This window comes from Enterovibrio litoreus (assembly GCF_045679545.1).
Lineage (GTDB): Bacteria > Pseudomonadota > Gammaproteobacteria > Enterobacterales > Vibrionaceae > Enterovibrio.
In genome coordinates this window covers 186,104-200,367 of sequence record NZ_CP166195.1, presented here as the reverse complement: position 1 = coordinate 200,367, position 14,264 = coordinate 186,104, and the positions used below count along the sequence as shown (strand labels likewise).

At 47.2% G+C, this 14,264-nt stretch carries 12 protein-coding genes; all 12 read left to right on the top strand.

Annotated elements, in window-relative coordinates; all coding sequences use genetic code 11:
- Positions 1-121 precede the first annotated feature (121 nt).
- The 12 genes from AB8599_RS16600 (at position 122) to tssH (ending at position 14,264) form a co-directional block, all read left to right on the top strand.
- Entirely contained in the window at positions 122-901 is a 780-nt protein-coding gene (locus AB8599_RS16600) for a phospholipase A (protein ID WP_407334014.1), read from the top strand.
- Between the two features lie 200 nt (positions 902-1,101).
- The gene (locus AB8599_RS16595; protein WP_407334013.1) at positions 1,102-1,386 is read left to right on the top strand and encodes a type VI secretion system PAAR protein; all 285 of its coding nucleotides are present in this window, start codon (positions 1,102-1,104) and stop codon (positions 1,384-1,386) included.
- 897 nt (positions 1,387-2,283) lie between these two features.
- Complete coding sequence (gene tssB, locus AB8599_RS16590) at positions 2,284-2,796, top strand: type VI secretion system contractile sheath small subunit (protein WP_407334012.1); 513 nt, start codon at positions 2,284-2,286, stop codon at positions 2,794-2,796.
- A 29-nt stretch (positions 2,797-2,825) separates the two neighbouring features.
- Positions 2,826-4,301 (top strand): type VI secretion system contractile sheath large subunit, encoded by a 1,476-nt coding sequence (tssC, locus tag AB8599_RS16585; RefSeq protein WP_407334011.1) that lies wholly within the window; start codon positions 2,826-2,828, stop codon positions 4,299-4,301.
- A 3-nt stretch (positions 4,302-4,304) separates the two neighbouring features.
- Positions 4,305-4,742, top strand: a complete 438-nt coding sequence (gene tssE / locus AB8599_RS16580) for a type VI secretion system baseplate subunit TssE (protein ID WP_407334010.1) — start codon at positions 4,305-4,307, stop codon at positions 4,740-4,742.
- Positions 4,743-6,509, top strand: coding sequence for a type VI secretion system baseplate subunit TssF (gene tssF / locus AB8599_RS16575; protein ID WP_407334009.1), 1,767 nt, complete (start codon positions 4,743-4,745; stop codon positions 6,507-6,509).
- Complete coding sequence (gene tssG / locus AB8599_RS16570; protein ID WP_407334008.1) at positions 6,473-7,516, top strand: type VI secretion system baseplate subunit TssG; 1,044 nt, start codon at positions 6,473-6,475, stop codon at positions 7,514-7,516. Before tssF ends, tssG begins: the two co-directional genes overlap by 37 nt.
- A gap of 8 nt (positions 7,517-7,524) precedes the next feature.
- Complete coding sequence (gene tagH, locus AB8599_RS16565) at positions 7,525-8,985, top strand: type VI secretion system-associated FHA domain protein TagH (RefSeq protein ID WP_407334007.1); 1,461 nt, start codon at positions 7,525-7,527, stop codon at positions 8,983-8,985.
- A gap of 4 nt (positions 8,986-8,989) precedes the next feature.
- Positions 8,990-9,457 (top strand): type VI secretion system lipoprotein TssJ, encoded by a 468-nt coding sequence (tssJ, locus tag AB8599_RS16560; RefSeq protein WP_407334415.1) that lies wholly within the window; start codon positions 8,990-8,992, stop codon positions 9,455-9,457.
- Positions 9,458-9,459: 2 nt separating this feature from the next.
- Complete coding sequence (gene tssK / locus AB8599_RS16555) at positions 9,460-10,794, top strand: type VI secretion system baseplate subunit TssK (RefSeq protein ID WP_407334006.1); 1,335 nt, start codon at positions 9,460-9,462, stop codon at positions 10,792-10,794.
- Between the two features lie 18 nt (positions 10,795-10,812).
- Positions 10,813-11,589 carry a type IVB secretion system protein IcmH/DotU gene (gene icmH / locus AB8599_RS16550; protein ID WP_407334414.1) on the top strand — a complete coding sequence of 259 codons (777 nt, stop codon included), beginning with the start codon at positions 10,813-10,815 and terminating at the stop codon, positions 11,587-11,589.
- An 11-nt stretch (positions 11,590-11,600) separates the two neighbouring features.
- The gene (gene tssH / locus AB8599_RS16545; protein ID WP_407334005.1) at positions 11,601-14,264 is read left to right on the top strand and encodes a type VI secretion system ATPase TssH; all 2,664 of its coding nucleotides are present in this window, start codon (positions 11,601-11,603) and stop codon (positions 14,262-14,264) included.

Here is a 14,264-nt window from a genome sequence, read left to right as displayed (position 1 = left end):
AGCAGGTTAATCTCGACATTTAACGGATAATGGCCATCTATACTCTCGTTGATTTCATTGCTCTGTTTTTTCGTTATTGTTTGCGGAGAAAACATTGAATGTCGATTTTCAGGGAGGTTTGATGAACACACTGATTTGCCCGCTTGTTATGTCGGCGCTCATCGCGCCCATGATCTTGATATCTCCAACAGTGCAAGCGTCAGAAAACGTATTATCTGCGCACAGAGACAACTACTTACTGCCTTACTACAAAGAATCCAAGGTCAATCAAGCACGGTTTGCCCCGCTTAACCCTAATGGCAGCGATGCCCAAGATACCTTCGTTCAATTTCAGTTCAGTGTGAAATATCGGATTTTGCAATTTGAAGATGATGGACTGTATATGGCGTATACCCAGCGTTCAAACTGGGAAGCCTATGATAGCTCCGCCTATTTTCGAGACAGTAGCTACAACCCAGAACTCTTCTATCGCATGAACTTCGATCCGTGGCAGTTCTCGTTGGGGGCTGAACATGAATCGAATGGAGCTGGGGGAGACAATGAAGTGAGTTGGAATCGAGCTTATGTGGATATAAAGCGAAACTTTGATTGGGGCTATATCCGATTTAAACCTTGGTTTAGGTTTGGCAGTGTGAGCTACAACCCGAATATCACGGACTATCTCGGATACGGCCAAGCAGAGCTAGGTTGGCGACCTACTGGCAATCAAGAGGTCAAGTTACTCTTTGGGAACCTATTTGCTGATGACCTAGATCGCGGTTACTACAAGTTAAGTTGGAATGTCCCAATTTATCAGGGATTGCGCGGATACATAAAAGCGGAAACCGGATACGGGTTAACAATCTCAAACTACGACTTCAACGAAAGTGCCTATGGCGTTGGTGTGGCGTTCAATTTTTAAACGTTAGAGCGAGCAAGAAATTGCTCTCTTGGCAAGAAATGGCCTAGTGGTGAGCAATTTCTTGCTCGAATTAAGTGATTTGAGAAATGTAAAGCTATGAAAATTAATCAATTATAGGATGGTTCATTTTTTGCATCACATATTGTATTAACTATCAGTGCTGGTTCATAACCACACTTTCACCATAAGGATCAATCGCCATGGGAAATGCAGTTGTTTTAGGCAATATCGGCACCGATCATGACGGGTTCCACCCATCACCTGTTATCTCCGCATCGCCAGATGTGAAGGTCGATGGCATCCCTCTCGCTCGACAGGGCGATGCACTAGCGCCTCACGATAAGCCCAAGAACCCGCCTCATGGAAGAAGCATTTCTGCTGGCTCTCCAACGGTATTTGCAAACGGAAAGCCTGTTGCTCGAACAGGGGATGCGGTGGGTTGTGGTGGTGTGGTGATTGGTGGTGGCACTGTAAATATTGGTTAAGATTTTTTTGTCTATGCCATTTTTCGCAAATGACTTATATGCCAATTTGCTCTTAATGTAAGAGTGATTACTGTGTTGTATATTATTTTTATCTAATATTTTACTTTCCTCATACTAATCTAGTTAAATCTAACCCATCTTTAGTAATTGATGATAAAAGCATTATTAATTAGGCAAGTCTAATTTATTTTAAATTCAACTTTGTCAGTTAATTAATGTGTTAATTGTCAGTTTCAAAAACCTATTCAATCAAAATTGAGACAGTTGTTGCTCCTGTAAAAAATCTAGACACAGATCTTGTTTGAATATTTTTCTGTGAGAAATTTTTCTAAATTTCTTGTGGTGTGCCGTGTTGATGTCTCATGATGTCGGTCAAGAAAGAATAAATACTTTAGAATTGCTCTTAATGAGCGGTTTATAAAAAAATAAGAAATAGTTAACACTAAATCCCTGCGTGATTTGTAACGCTTTGTTACAGACTAGATAAGGTATTTTAAGAAAGTTTTTTACGTTTGGTTGGCAAAGTTCTACGGTGGTACAAGTAAATACTGATGATTGTAATTTGATTCGACGTCCTTGATGTTATTGTCTTGAATTGAACGTGTTGTTCAAGGTTGTCATTGATTTACATCGTCTTTTTCTCCAATCCCTCCTGTCGTTCTCTGCTTTAAATGTTCATTTAGATTGCTTTATATTCAACTCGTAGCGTGTTTTTTGTTGAGTTGTTTGTCGCAAATATAAATATGTTTCTCGTTTGTGGTTTCTCATCTTTGATACGGATGATTCTATTTGTTGATTAATTAAATCAGCGAATTCCTATTGGCGGGAATTATTGATTTCAAATGCTGCAACCGATGAGTTGTACGACATCTCTACAATGTAAAGGAGAGCAATAAGATGGCGAAAGAGGGAAGTGTAGCACCTAAAGAACGTATTAATATTAAATACGTTCCAGCAACGGGTGACGCGCAATCGGAGATCGAACTTCCGTTGAAAATGGTCGTTTTAGGAGACTTTAAAGGTCACCCGGAAGACACTTCAATTGAAGAGCGAGAAGCGGTTTCTGTTGATAAAAATAATTTTACTGCTGTGATGAGAGAGAGCGATCTTTCTATATCCACGTCTGTACCAAATGTCATGACAGAGGAAGAAGGACAAGAACTTCCTGTTGAATTGTCATTTAAATCTTTGTCTGATTTCTCGCCAGATGCCATTGCCAATCAAGTGCCCGAGCTTAAGAAACTTGTTGAGCTTCGTGAAGCGTTGGTCGCTTTGAAAGGCCCTCTTGGAAACATACCTGCTTTTCGTGGCCGCCTACAGGAGCTTTTAGCCTCTGAAGATTCGCGTGAAAAGCTACTCGCTGAATTGGATCTGGTAAGCGCTGAAGATAAACCAGCGTCCGATGCTTAACTAACGCAGAAGAGAAAAGGATTTTGTTAATGTCCGTACAAGAGAAAACGCTTGATAGTTCTGTCAAAGAAAGTGGCAGCCTACTCGACGAAATCATGGCGCAAACCCGAATAGCACCTAGCGAAGAAGGCTATGATATTGCTAAAAAAGGTGTTGCTGCGTTTGTTGAGAATCTGATCGGTTCTGATAAAGAGCAAGAACCTGTAAACAAAGCGCTTGTTGACCAAATGCTGGTTGAACTAGACAAGAAAATCAGTGCACAAATGGACGTTGTTCTTCACAGCCAGCCTGTGCAAGAAATGGAGTCTGCTTGGCGTGGTTTGAAGCTGCTGGTTGATCGCACTGATTTCCGTGAAAACATCAAAATCGAAGTGTTGCATGCCACTAAGCAAGAACTGCTAGACGATTTCGAGTTTGCACCGGAAACAGCCCAATCTGGGTTGTACAAGCACGTATATTCTGCGGGATATGGCCAATTTGGTGGCGAGCCAGTCGCTGCGCTTGTTGGTAACTACGCGTTTACACCATCTACGCCAGATATGAAATTGCTGCAATACGTTGGATCGGTGGGTGCCATGGCCCATGCACCATTCTTGTCTTCTGTAGCACCTGAATTCTTTGGCATTGATTCATTCGAAGAGTTGCCTAACCTGAAAGACGTAGCGGCTACCTTTGAAAGCCCTCGTTACACCAAGTGGCGTGCGCTGCGTGAATCAGAAGATGCACGTTACATCGGTTTAACCGCACCTCGCTTCCTGCTTCGTGTTCCTTACGATCCAGTCGAAAACCCAATCACGTCATTCAACTATCGTGAAAACGTTAGCGAATCACATGAAAGCTACCTTTGGGGTAACACCGCGTTTGCATTGGCATCTCGTTTGACTGAGAGCTTTGCAAAATACCGTTGGTGTCCGAACATTATTGGTCCTCAAAGTGGCGGTGCAGTGGAAGATTTGCCAGTACACCTGTTTGAATCTTTGGGCGCACTGCAAGCGAAGATCCCAACAGAAGTGCTAGTGACTGACCGCAAAGAGTATGAATTGGCCGAAGAAGGGTTCATTTCACTCACTATGCGTAAAGGCAGTGACAACGCAGCATTCTTCTCTGCTAACTCGATTCAAAAACCGAAAGTGTTCCCGAACACCAAAGAAGGTAAAGAAGCAGAAACCAACTACAAGTTGGGTACGCAGTTGCCTTACATGATGATCATCAACCGTTTGGCGCACTACATCAAAGTGCTTCAACGTGAGCAGATTGGTTCGTGGAAAGAGCGTCAAGATCTTGAGCGTGAGCTTAACACTTGGGTTCGTCAGTACGTGGCAGATCAGGAAAACCCACCGGCAGAAGTTCGCAGCCGTCGTCCGCTTCGCGCAGCGAAAGTAGAAGTGATGGATGTAGAGGGTAATCCAGGTTGGTACCAAGTGTCTTTGTCTGTGCGTCCGCACTTCAAATACATGGGTGCAAACTTCGAGTTGTCACTAGTAGGTCGTTTGGATCAGGCGTAATCGATGGCCATCCCAGATGCAGATGACATCGCGTACGGCGTCAGCTTTTTCCAACGGTTAGAAGCTGATGCGCCGCAACGCTCTGTTACACAAGGCCCTGAACCGGCCGATGTGCTCGAGTCGTTAAAACACAATGTTTCGAATCTGCTAAACGCGCGCATTGGGGAGTCCCTCAGTGCGCCCGATTTAGGCCTGATTGATTTTAATGATGCATCGTTAAGTTCTCATGATCTTGCGTTGCAAATACGACGCGCGATTCACCGTTGTATTGAAACGTATGAACCCCGTATCCAGAACATGGACATCCATGTGCTGCCTGATAACGGATCACCGCTTAACTTGCGGTTTCAGATTATTGCGTCGGTCAATTTGGGTGCTTTGCACCGCAATGTGCAAATTGATCTGCTGTTGGATAGCAATCGAAAATACAGGGTAGTGTAGGTGTCAAGGAATCGATATTTTAGGGATGAGCTTGCTTTCCTAAGGGAGCAGGGACTCGAGTTTACCGAAGTGTATCCGCAGCTCGCCCGTTTTTTAAATAGTCGTCATACCGACCCTGATGTCGAGCGTTTGCTCGAGGGTTTTGCATTCCTGACTGGGAGATTACGCCAAAAAGTCGAAGACGAATTTCCAGAGCTTACTCACTCTATTATCAATATGTTGTGGCCCAACTACTTGCGTCCGGTGCCAAGCATTAGCATTGTTCAATTCTCTCCAGACGAAAAAGCCCTGACGTACGGTCAAACGATCGAAAAAGGTACACAGTTGGATGCCAATCCAGTTTTCGGCACCGTGTGTCATTTTCGCACCTGTCGTGACGTCAGTATCTATCCTCTTCGTCGAAACAAAGTCAGCACCGTTCACACTCGTGAAGCGTCTTTGATCGATGTAGAAATGGGAATTCTGGGCGATCAGAAGGCAGGGCAAATTGGGCTAAAGTCGCTTCGCTTCTTCTTGAGCGGCGAAACCTATAGCGCTGAAATGCTTTATCTCTGGCTCAGTCACTATCTCGAAAAAGTCGAAGTGGTTGCCGGTGACAAAGTGGTCACTTTGCCAAAAAGTGCGTTTAGAGCGGTCGGGTTTGATGGCGAAGATGCGATTCTCCCGTACCCAAAAAATGTGTATGAAGGGTATCGGATCTTACAAGAGTACCTGTCATTCCCTGAAGCGTTCTTGTTCTTCGATGTGACCGATCTTGGTCGCTATGTACCCGCCGATGTGACCGGGAAATTCACCTTACGCTTCAGCTTTTCAAAGACGTTACCGCCTGATGTCAGGGTAAAAGATGAAACGTTTGAGCTTAACTGCACCCCCGTGATCAACCTGTTCGCTCATGATGCCGACCCCATTGATCTCAATGGTAAAAGTGCGGAGTACAAGATTACTCCCTCTAGCCGATACGCTGCGCACTATGAAATCTTCAGTGTTGATACGGTACAAGGGTGGCAAGAAAACAATGTAGGGCGTATTCGCGGTCAGGTTAGAACTTATACGCCATTTGAGAGCTTCCAGCATGAAATTGAACGTGCCCGGAATCGTAAGGCGCTTTACTACCGAGTGCGGGTGAAAGACAGCGTTCACAATGATGGTTTTGATCACCACATTTCGTTTGTTCGCAGCGACGAAACGGAATGCACGGATTTTAGCGAGGCCATTTCGTTGTCGTTGACTTGTACCAATCGACAATTGCCTTTGGAGCTCGGGAAAGGCGACATTTGTGTGCCAACCGACTCGTCGCCAGCTTACGCGAGTTTTAGTAATTTGACTGAGCCAACCGCACCAATGCGTCCTATGTTGGACGGGACCCTGCTATGGACACTCATTTCAAATCTCTCTTTGAACTATTTGTCGTTGCTGTCCAAAGATGCGCTGACGTCCGTGCTACGTGCTTATGATTTTCGTGCACTTGTTGACAGACAAGCAGAGCGTGTTTCCCGTCATCGCCTTGATGGCATTGTGGACATCAAATCGTCACCGATAGAAAAACTGATCCGCGGCTTACCTGTTCGAGGGTTGCGATCAGAAATCACCTTGTCACAGGCGTGTTTTGGATCAGAGGGCGAGCTCTATATTTTTGGCACTGTGTTGAGCCGATTTTTCTCACTCTACGCCAGTATCAATTCGTTTCACGAACTTGTCGTGATTAATGCAGATAACCAGGAAAGGTACACATGGGGACTACAGAACGGTCAACAGCCGCTGATTTAGCGGCGTCCGTTGCTCCCAATGTGCCTGTCGGGATGGGGAGCGACAACAACGCAGAAATGCTGCCCAAAAATGTCCGTGGCTATAACTTTTATCAGTTGGTCGAGTTGCTGCACAACATCAGCGATCTCGACCCTGAAGATGAAACATCGACATCAAGCAAGCTGCTTTTTGGCGCTAACCCTGGATTGGGTTTCGCAGCCAGTGACGTCACCGCACTTGATGCCGTAGCGGGGGATCGTTTACGCCTTGAAACCACCTTTTTTGGCATGAGTGGCGCGCAGTCTCCGCTTCCAGGTTTTTTCCTTGAAGACATCCTGACTGAAAGTGAAGAGACCGGCTTGAGAAAGCCATTCTTGGATTTCTTTAATCACCGCTTACTCACGCTGATATACCAGATATGGCGAAAGTACCGTTACTACATTCGCTTCCGTGAAGACGCTTCCGATGGTTTTTCAGCGCAACTGTTTGCGTTGGTGGGTCTAGCGGATGAAAACCTTCGCGGAGACACGCCGATCAACTGGTGCAAGATGCTTTCTTATGCCGGCGTTTTGGCAGGAAGAAGCCGTTCACCACAAGTAGTATCAGGGATTATTTCTCACTGTTTTGATCTTGATGATGTTTCGATTCGCCAATGGGAACTGCGTCATGTTGATATTCCGGAAGAACAAAAAATGCGTTTAGGGCAGGCCAATGCTTCTATTGGCATGGATTCGGTGATCGGCAGCAACGTTCGAGACAGAAGTGGAAAATTTGTTATTTGTATTAATGGGTTAACCCAAACACGTTTTCGAGATTTTTTGCCATCGGGCAAAGAATACTCTCCGCTTATCACCTTGGTTGAGTTTGTGCTGCGAGAGCAGATGGCGTTCGACTTAGAGCTAGGTATTAAGCCAGACGAAGCACCACCCATGCAATTGAATCAAGCCAAACCCGCATCACTGGGTTGGTCATCGTTTACCGGCGTGGCAGATAAGCCCCGCATCGTGCGAATCCAAATCAGGCAGTAGAGGGACTCATGTCACAACACTATTCCGAGAGTGAAATCGAACGCCCAGAAAGCGGCAAACAGGCAACGCTGGTCGTGACCAATACTCAATACCTTGAAGCGGGTTTGTCGGCCACACATACGTTTTCACAAGCAGGTGGATCGATGGGCGCAAGCCCTGCCGATGATTGGCACCTTCGTGATCGAGAAGGGCGCGTATTCTCTCATCATGCGGAGATTGTCGAGGTCGATGGAAAGTTGTGTTTGCTTGATGTGCGCGGAGCGAGCTACATGAACGGGGCAACCATACCCGTTGGTGCAGGCAAGTCTGCACGCTTAAATGATAACGACATGGTGTTGATTGGGCCCTACCAGATTCGGATTCATATCACCGAAGCCGGTGAGGAGATTATGTCCAGCCAGCATGGGCTAGAAAACGTGTTTCTTCATCAACATCGTGCCGAAGACATTGGTTCGAATACGAAGCATGACGAAAAGGACACGAGCGAAGATGAGGTGATCGATGACCCTCTTGCCGCATTGGATGCGATACAGATAGCAAGTGACGCTCACATCGATCCGCTAAGCGATCAAAAAGAGAGACTCACGCCGAATCAAGAGCGCGAAGACTACTTGCTTGCGAAAGACACGGAATGGCATGGCAGAGAGAAAACGGTGCACGCAGACAGCGAATACGAAATGAGTTCAGCAATTAGCCTGAAAAAAACTTTAACCAACGAGGATTCCCTAATGGATGACAAAACTCTTGAACGCCTAGAACGAGAAGTCGGGCGAGACTACGCAAAGCAGGACGCCGCGGACAAGGTTTATGGCGAGCAAGCGTTTACTGGTTATTCCAGTGGTGAATACGGTGAAGGTGCGTCACCGGCGGATACCAATCACTTGGTTGTGGGTCCATTAATGCGCGGATTAGGTGCACAAGCAGGCAACACCAACAATATGGCTGAGATGCAAGCCTTGTCAGAAGAACTTGGCGCATCGCTTCAATCGGCTATTCGCGGATTGTTGGATTTGCATGGGCAAGTGCAAGAAAGCCGCTACGGCATGATGAGCAAAAACCTCCAACCGATTGAAGATAACCCATTGCGTTTGGGGCTGTCTTATGAAGACACGGTAGACACCATGTTTGACCGCGATCGCAGTGCGGTGCATTTGTCTGCCCCGTCAGCAATCAGCGAAAGTTTGGCCAATGTGGGCCATCACAACGAAGCCGTGCAGATTGCCACCGTTGAAGCGCTCGGTCAGATCCTGCGTGCATTTTCACCGGAAGTGCTAATGCGTCGATTCAGTGCCTATCGTCGCCCTGGCCAAGTGACGCCAGAGTCTACAGATGCGTGGGCGTGGAATATGTACAAGAGCTACTACAACGAACTGACCTCGGACAGACAAAAAGGGTTTGAGAAGCTGTTTTGGGAAGTATTCGATCAAGCCTATGACCGCAAACTTCGTGAGAAGCAGCAGGAGGTCTAACGTGATGTTACGTCTGATTGCGAGTCTGTTTCTGTTAATGCTGGCTGGTTGTGCGGGATCAGATCTACCCCAAGATCAGCCCACCACAGTGACATACAGCTTAGTGGCAACAGGTAATGTAAACCCCAATATCAGTGGCGATGCAACGTCAGTAGAAGTGCAGGTGTTTGAACTTGAAGATGATTCGATGTTTTTGTCTTCTGATTTTGAACAGCTGGCTGATGAGGCCAAAGCTGCGCTCAAAAGTAACTATATCGACCATCGAGATTACTCGTTGGTTCCGGGGCAATTTAAGTTCATCGATCATTTTGAGATTGAAGAAGACACACGCTACATCGCGACTATGGTGCGGTTCTCCGACCCAGACGTTAGCGAATGGAAGAAAGTGGTCAAGATTCTCCCAGTAGGTAGGAAATACCATCTGCTTATCTACATCGATAAGAACGAAGTCTTACTCAAGAAAGTGGAATAGAGATGTCAGCGAGAAACCGTGTTGTATGGAACGAAGGGCTGTTTATTAAGCCGCAGCATTTTCAACAGCAACAACGCAATATTGAATATGTGCTGGACGAAAGGATTTCGGCGGTAAGTCGCTATCTTTACGGCATTTCGGAAATGACGCTAAACGCCGAATACTTGAGCTTTGGGCGGATCGCACTAGACAGCGCATCGGGCATTATGCCAGACGGCACAGTGTTCCGAATTCCTCAGGAAGACATTCAACCTGAAGCGCTAGAAGTGGCCGACAGTTCGCTGGCAAACCAGATAGTCTATTTGGCCATTCCTTTGCGCAGTGACTCGATCACCGAAGTCACGTGGCCAGAAGGTGCAGGCTCTGGGCGTTATGTGTCTACTAGCCAAGAAGTGCGAGACATTCACACTTTTCAAGGTGACATGGCGCCAATTGATGTCAGCCCAGTCAGTTTGCGTTTGATGTTGGAAAAAGAAGATCGTAGTGCGTATGCGTCAATTGCTATCGCGCGAATTCTTGAAAAGCGTCCTGATGGCAGCGTGTTGTTGGACGACACTTTTCTTCCTTGTCATCTCAATGTCAGTGCGGTTTCTGCGTTGCATCGTTTTATCGGTGAGATGGCGGGCTTAATGCGAGAGCGCGCCAAGAATATATCTCAGCGAATTGGCGCACCGAGCCAAGGTGGTGTGGCAGACGTGTCTGACTTCATGTTGTTGCAATCACTTAACCGCATGCAACCGCAACTTCAGCATCTTTCTCGATTACGTAGCCTGCATCCAGAACGTCTTTACGAAGCCTTGTCATCCATGTGTGGTGAGTTAGCAACCTTTACCGATGAAAGTCGCATGGCGCCAGAATTCGGCAGCTATCAGCATGACATGCCCGTGTCATCATTCCGTCCGGTCATGACACGTTTACGCCAATCACTGAGTATTGTTCTCGAGCCGAGAGCCGTGTCTATTCAGTTGCATCAGCGCAAATACGGCCTCATGGTTGCACCACTTCAAGATCCTTCACTGGTTCGTGATGCCGACTTCATTTTGGCGGTGCGTGCTCGTATGCCGATGGAAGAGCTTCGCAAATTGTTTGTGCAACAAACCAAAGTGGCCTCGGTGGAAAAAATCCGCGAGCTTATTTCGCTTCAACTGCCGGGCATTCCAATCTCGCCGCTGCCCGTTGCACCGCGTCAGTTGCCATATCACGCCGGATATACCTATTACCAATTGGATAAAACCAGCGCCGCTTGGGGCATGCTGAACAATGCCAGCGGGTTTGCTTTCCATGTCGCAGGACACTTCCCAGATATTGACCTGCAGTTCTGGGCAATAAGGAGCTAAGTCATGGCCGAAATGTATATAGATACGCCAGATCGTGAACGCCATTACGACCATCTGCTTTTTGATGAAGCGGCGAATATCGACGCTGATCAGGACTACTGGTTCAAACTGCGTGGCGACAATATCAACCCTTTGATTGATGCGGCGACTCCCTTGCTGGGTATGGCGCTGCGCGTGCGCAAATTATCCGAATGCCACAACGTGGATGCCATCTACAAACAAGCGGTAGAAGAAGTTAAAGCCATTGAAGTAGAACTCACGGAAAAGAACTACGACCATGCCGTTATCCTCGCTTATCGCTATGTGCTTTGTTCCTTTGTTGATGAAGCCATTATGAGCACCCCTTGGGGGGCAGACAGTGTTTGGGCTGAACATTCTTTGCTGACCCGTTTTCACAACGAAACCTGGGGTGGCGAAAAAGTCTTTACGATTCTTTCCCGTTTAGAAGGCGAACCTGAGCGTTATAAGCCGCTTTTAGAATTCATCTTCTTGTGTCTTACCTTGGGTTTTGAAGGCCGTTACAAGGTGATGGAAAAAGGCAGAGAAGAGTACGAAAAAGTGATCACCAAATTGCACCAGCAACTTCGTCAATTGGATGACAACGAGCCTCTATCGCTAACTAGTGCATCAGACAACGTGATCTCAACGAAATACCGATTAAGTAAACAAATGCCCGTTTGGACGATTTTCGCAGGCTTTGCCGCGTTATGGGCGGTGGTATTTGTGGGTTACTCCTTTGCGCTAAATAGCAAAACATCTGGCGTCCTCGCCCAACTTAGTCAACTTCTTCAATAATAGGTGAACCCGTGATTCGAATTGAACTTCACACCCTCATTGGCAAACTTAACCCGCAAACCAAACTGGCTTTGGAGCAAGCGGGAGCGCTGAGCATTGAACGCCAAAACCCAGAAGTGACGACAGAACATATGCTGTTCACTATGCTGGAAAATCCGCTTTCTGATGTGCGCATTTTATTGAAAAGTGCGGAAGTTGATCACACCCATATTCGTCAGCTAACCGGCGATGCATTGAGCCGTGAGATGGTACCCGAAAATACGCCCTCATTTTCGCCATTACTGGTGGAATTGCTGCAAGACGCATGGATGCTGGGTTCAACCGAAATGGGGCACATTGAGATTCGTTCGGGCATTATTTTTCTTGCTGCCCTGATGCGCCCAGATCGTTACCTGCCATTCAATGTGATCCGCCAGCTAGAATCGGTAAATAGAGAGACCTTGAAAAAACACTTTGCGCGTATTACCGAATCATCTTCGGAAACGGCAGTGAAGACATCCTCAAAATCGGGTGGCGCACCCATTCCAGCCGAGGCTGAAACCGCATTAGCGCGTTTTTGTACCAACTTTTCTGCTATGGCTAAGCAAGGTGAACTTGACCCTGTGCTGTGTCGTGATGCCGAAATCAATTTGATGATCGACATTCTTTGTCGCCGCAGAAAAAACAACCCGATCGTCGTGGGCGACGCAGGTGTGGGTAAAAGCGCTGTTGTTGAAGGGTTAGCGCAGCGCATCGTTGATGGCAACGTTCCGGAATCGCTCTTGGGCATTGATCTCATGTCCTTGGATTTGGGTCTGCTGCAAGCGGGCGCTTCGGTGAAAGGCGAGTTTGAAAAACGCCTTAAAGCCATTATTGATGAAGTTAAAACCTCTCCAATTCCAATCATTTTGTTTATTGATGAAGCACACACTATGATTGGCGCAGGCGCACAAGAAGGGGGTGGTGATGCCGCTAACCTGCTAAAGCCAGCACTAGCGCGTGGTGAACTGCGTACGGTTGCGGCGACCACATGGAAAGAATACAAAAAATACTTCGAGAAAGATCCTGCACTTAGCCGTCGTTTTCAACTGGTGAAACTGGATGAACCAACCAGTGCACAAGCCGTTGATATTATGCGTGGTTTACATGGTGTGTATGAAAAAGCGCATAAAGTATTGATCAGTGATGATGCCTTGGTTGCCGCAGCGGAGCTTTCTGAACGCTATGTATCAGGTCGCCAACTGCCTGACAAAGCCATCGATGTTTTGGATACGGCCTGTGCGCGTATTGCTATCAATTTAAGTTCTCCACCGCGCCGCTTGGCTGAGCTGGAAACCAAAACCGTTCAGCGTCAGCGCCAAATTGACATGCTGAGTCGCCAAGCACAATTGGGTTATGACGTAGACAACGAACTATTGGCATCATTGGAGGCGGACGAAGCAGCCGATCTTCTAGAACAAGAAAACCTCAATGAAGCGTGGCAAGCGCAAAAAACGCTGGTACATGAAATCATAGAAAAGCGTCAGAAAATTCTCGCCGTGCCAGTGATCAAGCAAGATCAGGATGAAACCTCGCTAGAAGAAACCTCAATAAAAGAAGCAGAAGCAGCACTGAGCGATGACGAAATTGAAGACATTCGCAACTCGCTCAAAGCACTTTATCGTGAACTAGAGGCCATTCCGCACAATGAACGTTTGGTTCATCCACACGTTGACGCACAGCAAGTGGCAGAAGTGATCGGCGATTGGACGGGCGTCCCTGTTGACCAAATGAACACAGACGAGCTCAGCCGCATTACCCATCTTCCCGATCTGCTAGGCGCACAAATCAAAGGCCAAGATGTGGCGTTGAAATGTATTCACCGCCATTTGCTGACTGCGCGTGCAGACTTGCGCCGCCCTGGTCGTCCGAAAGGTGCGTTCTTGCTGGTGGGGCCAAGTGGCGTGGGTAAAACCGAAACCGTCGTGCAACTGGCAGAGCTTCTGTATGGCGGCAAACAGTTTCTCACCACAATCAACATGTCGGAATACCAAGAGAAGCACACGGTCTCTCGTTTAATTGGTTCCCCGCCGGGTTACGTTGGGTATGGCGAAGGCGGTATTCTCACCGAAGCTATCCGCAAAATGCCGTATTCGATAGTGCTGCTTGATGAAGTGGAAAAAGCCCACCCCGAAGTGCTCAACTTGTTCTATCAAGCGTTTGATAAAGGCGAGTTGGCTGATGGTGAAGGGCGCGTGATTGATTGTCAAAACGTCGTGTTCTTCCTGACTTCCAACTTGGGCTACCAGACCATTGTTGATTATGCAGAGCAACCAGAACTGCTAGAAGAACAGCTATATCCAGAATTGGCGGCATTCTTTAAGCCAGCATTGTTGGCGAGAATGGAAGTCGTTCCTTACTTACCACTCAATGGCGATACCTTGCACGCCATTATCAAAGGCAAGCTCCAGCGTTTGGTGAAGGTGTTCGAACAACGATACAAAGCCGAAACCGACATTGACGACGCTCTGATTGGCGAGATTCAACGTCGTGCGACCCGAGCTGAAAATGGTGCACGCATGCTGGAAGCCATCATCGAGGGTCAATTGCTGCCGCCTGTTTCTTTAGCATTGCTAAATAAGCTTGCAGATCGCGAACCTGTTCAACGCGTTCGTTTGACCGCGGAAGACGGTGAATTCGTCAGTGAGGTGATCTAG

Bases quoted from the DNA above. Each gene is read 5' to 3' on its own strand.
- tssE (WP_407334010.1), top strand. From the start codon at position 4,305: ATGGCCATCCCAGATGCAGATGACATCGCGTACGGCGTCAGCTTTTTC.
- tagH (WP_407334007.1), top strand. From the start codon at position 7,525: ATGTCACAACACTATTCCGAGAGTGAAATCGAACGCCCAGAAAGCGGC.
- tssB (WP_407334012.1), top strand. From the start codon at position 2,284: ATGGCGAAAGAGGGAAGTGTAGCACCTAAAGAACGTATTAATATTAAA.
- tssK (WP_407334006.1), top strand. From the start codon at position 9,460: ATGTCAGCGAGAAACCGTGTTGTATGGAACGAAGGGCTGTTTATTAAG.
- tssC (WP_407334011.1), top strand. From the start codon at position 2,826: ATGTCCGTACAAGAGAAAACGCTTGATAGTTCTGTCAAAGAAAGTGGC.
- AB8599_RS16595 (WP_407334013.1), top strand. From the start codon at position 1,102: ATGGGAAATGCAGTTGTTTTAGGCAATATCGGCACCGATCATGACGGG.
- tssJ (WP_407334415.1), top strand. From the start codon at position 8,990: ATGTTACGTCTGATTGCGAGTCTGTTTCTGTTAATGCTGGCTGGTTGT.
- AB8599_RS16600 (WP_407334014.1), top strand. From the start codon at position 122: ATGAACACACTGATTTGCCCGCTTGTTATGTCGGCGCTCATCGCGCCC.
- tssG (WP_407334008.1), top strand. From the start codon at position 6,473: ATGGGGACTACAGAACGGTCAACAGCCGCTGATTTAGCGGCGTCCGTT.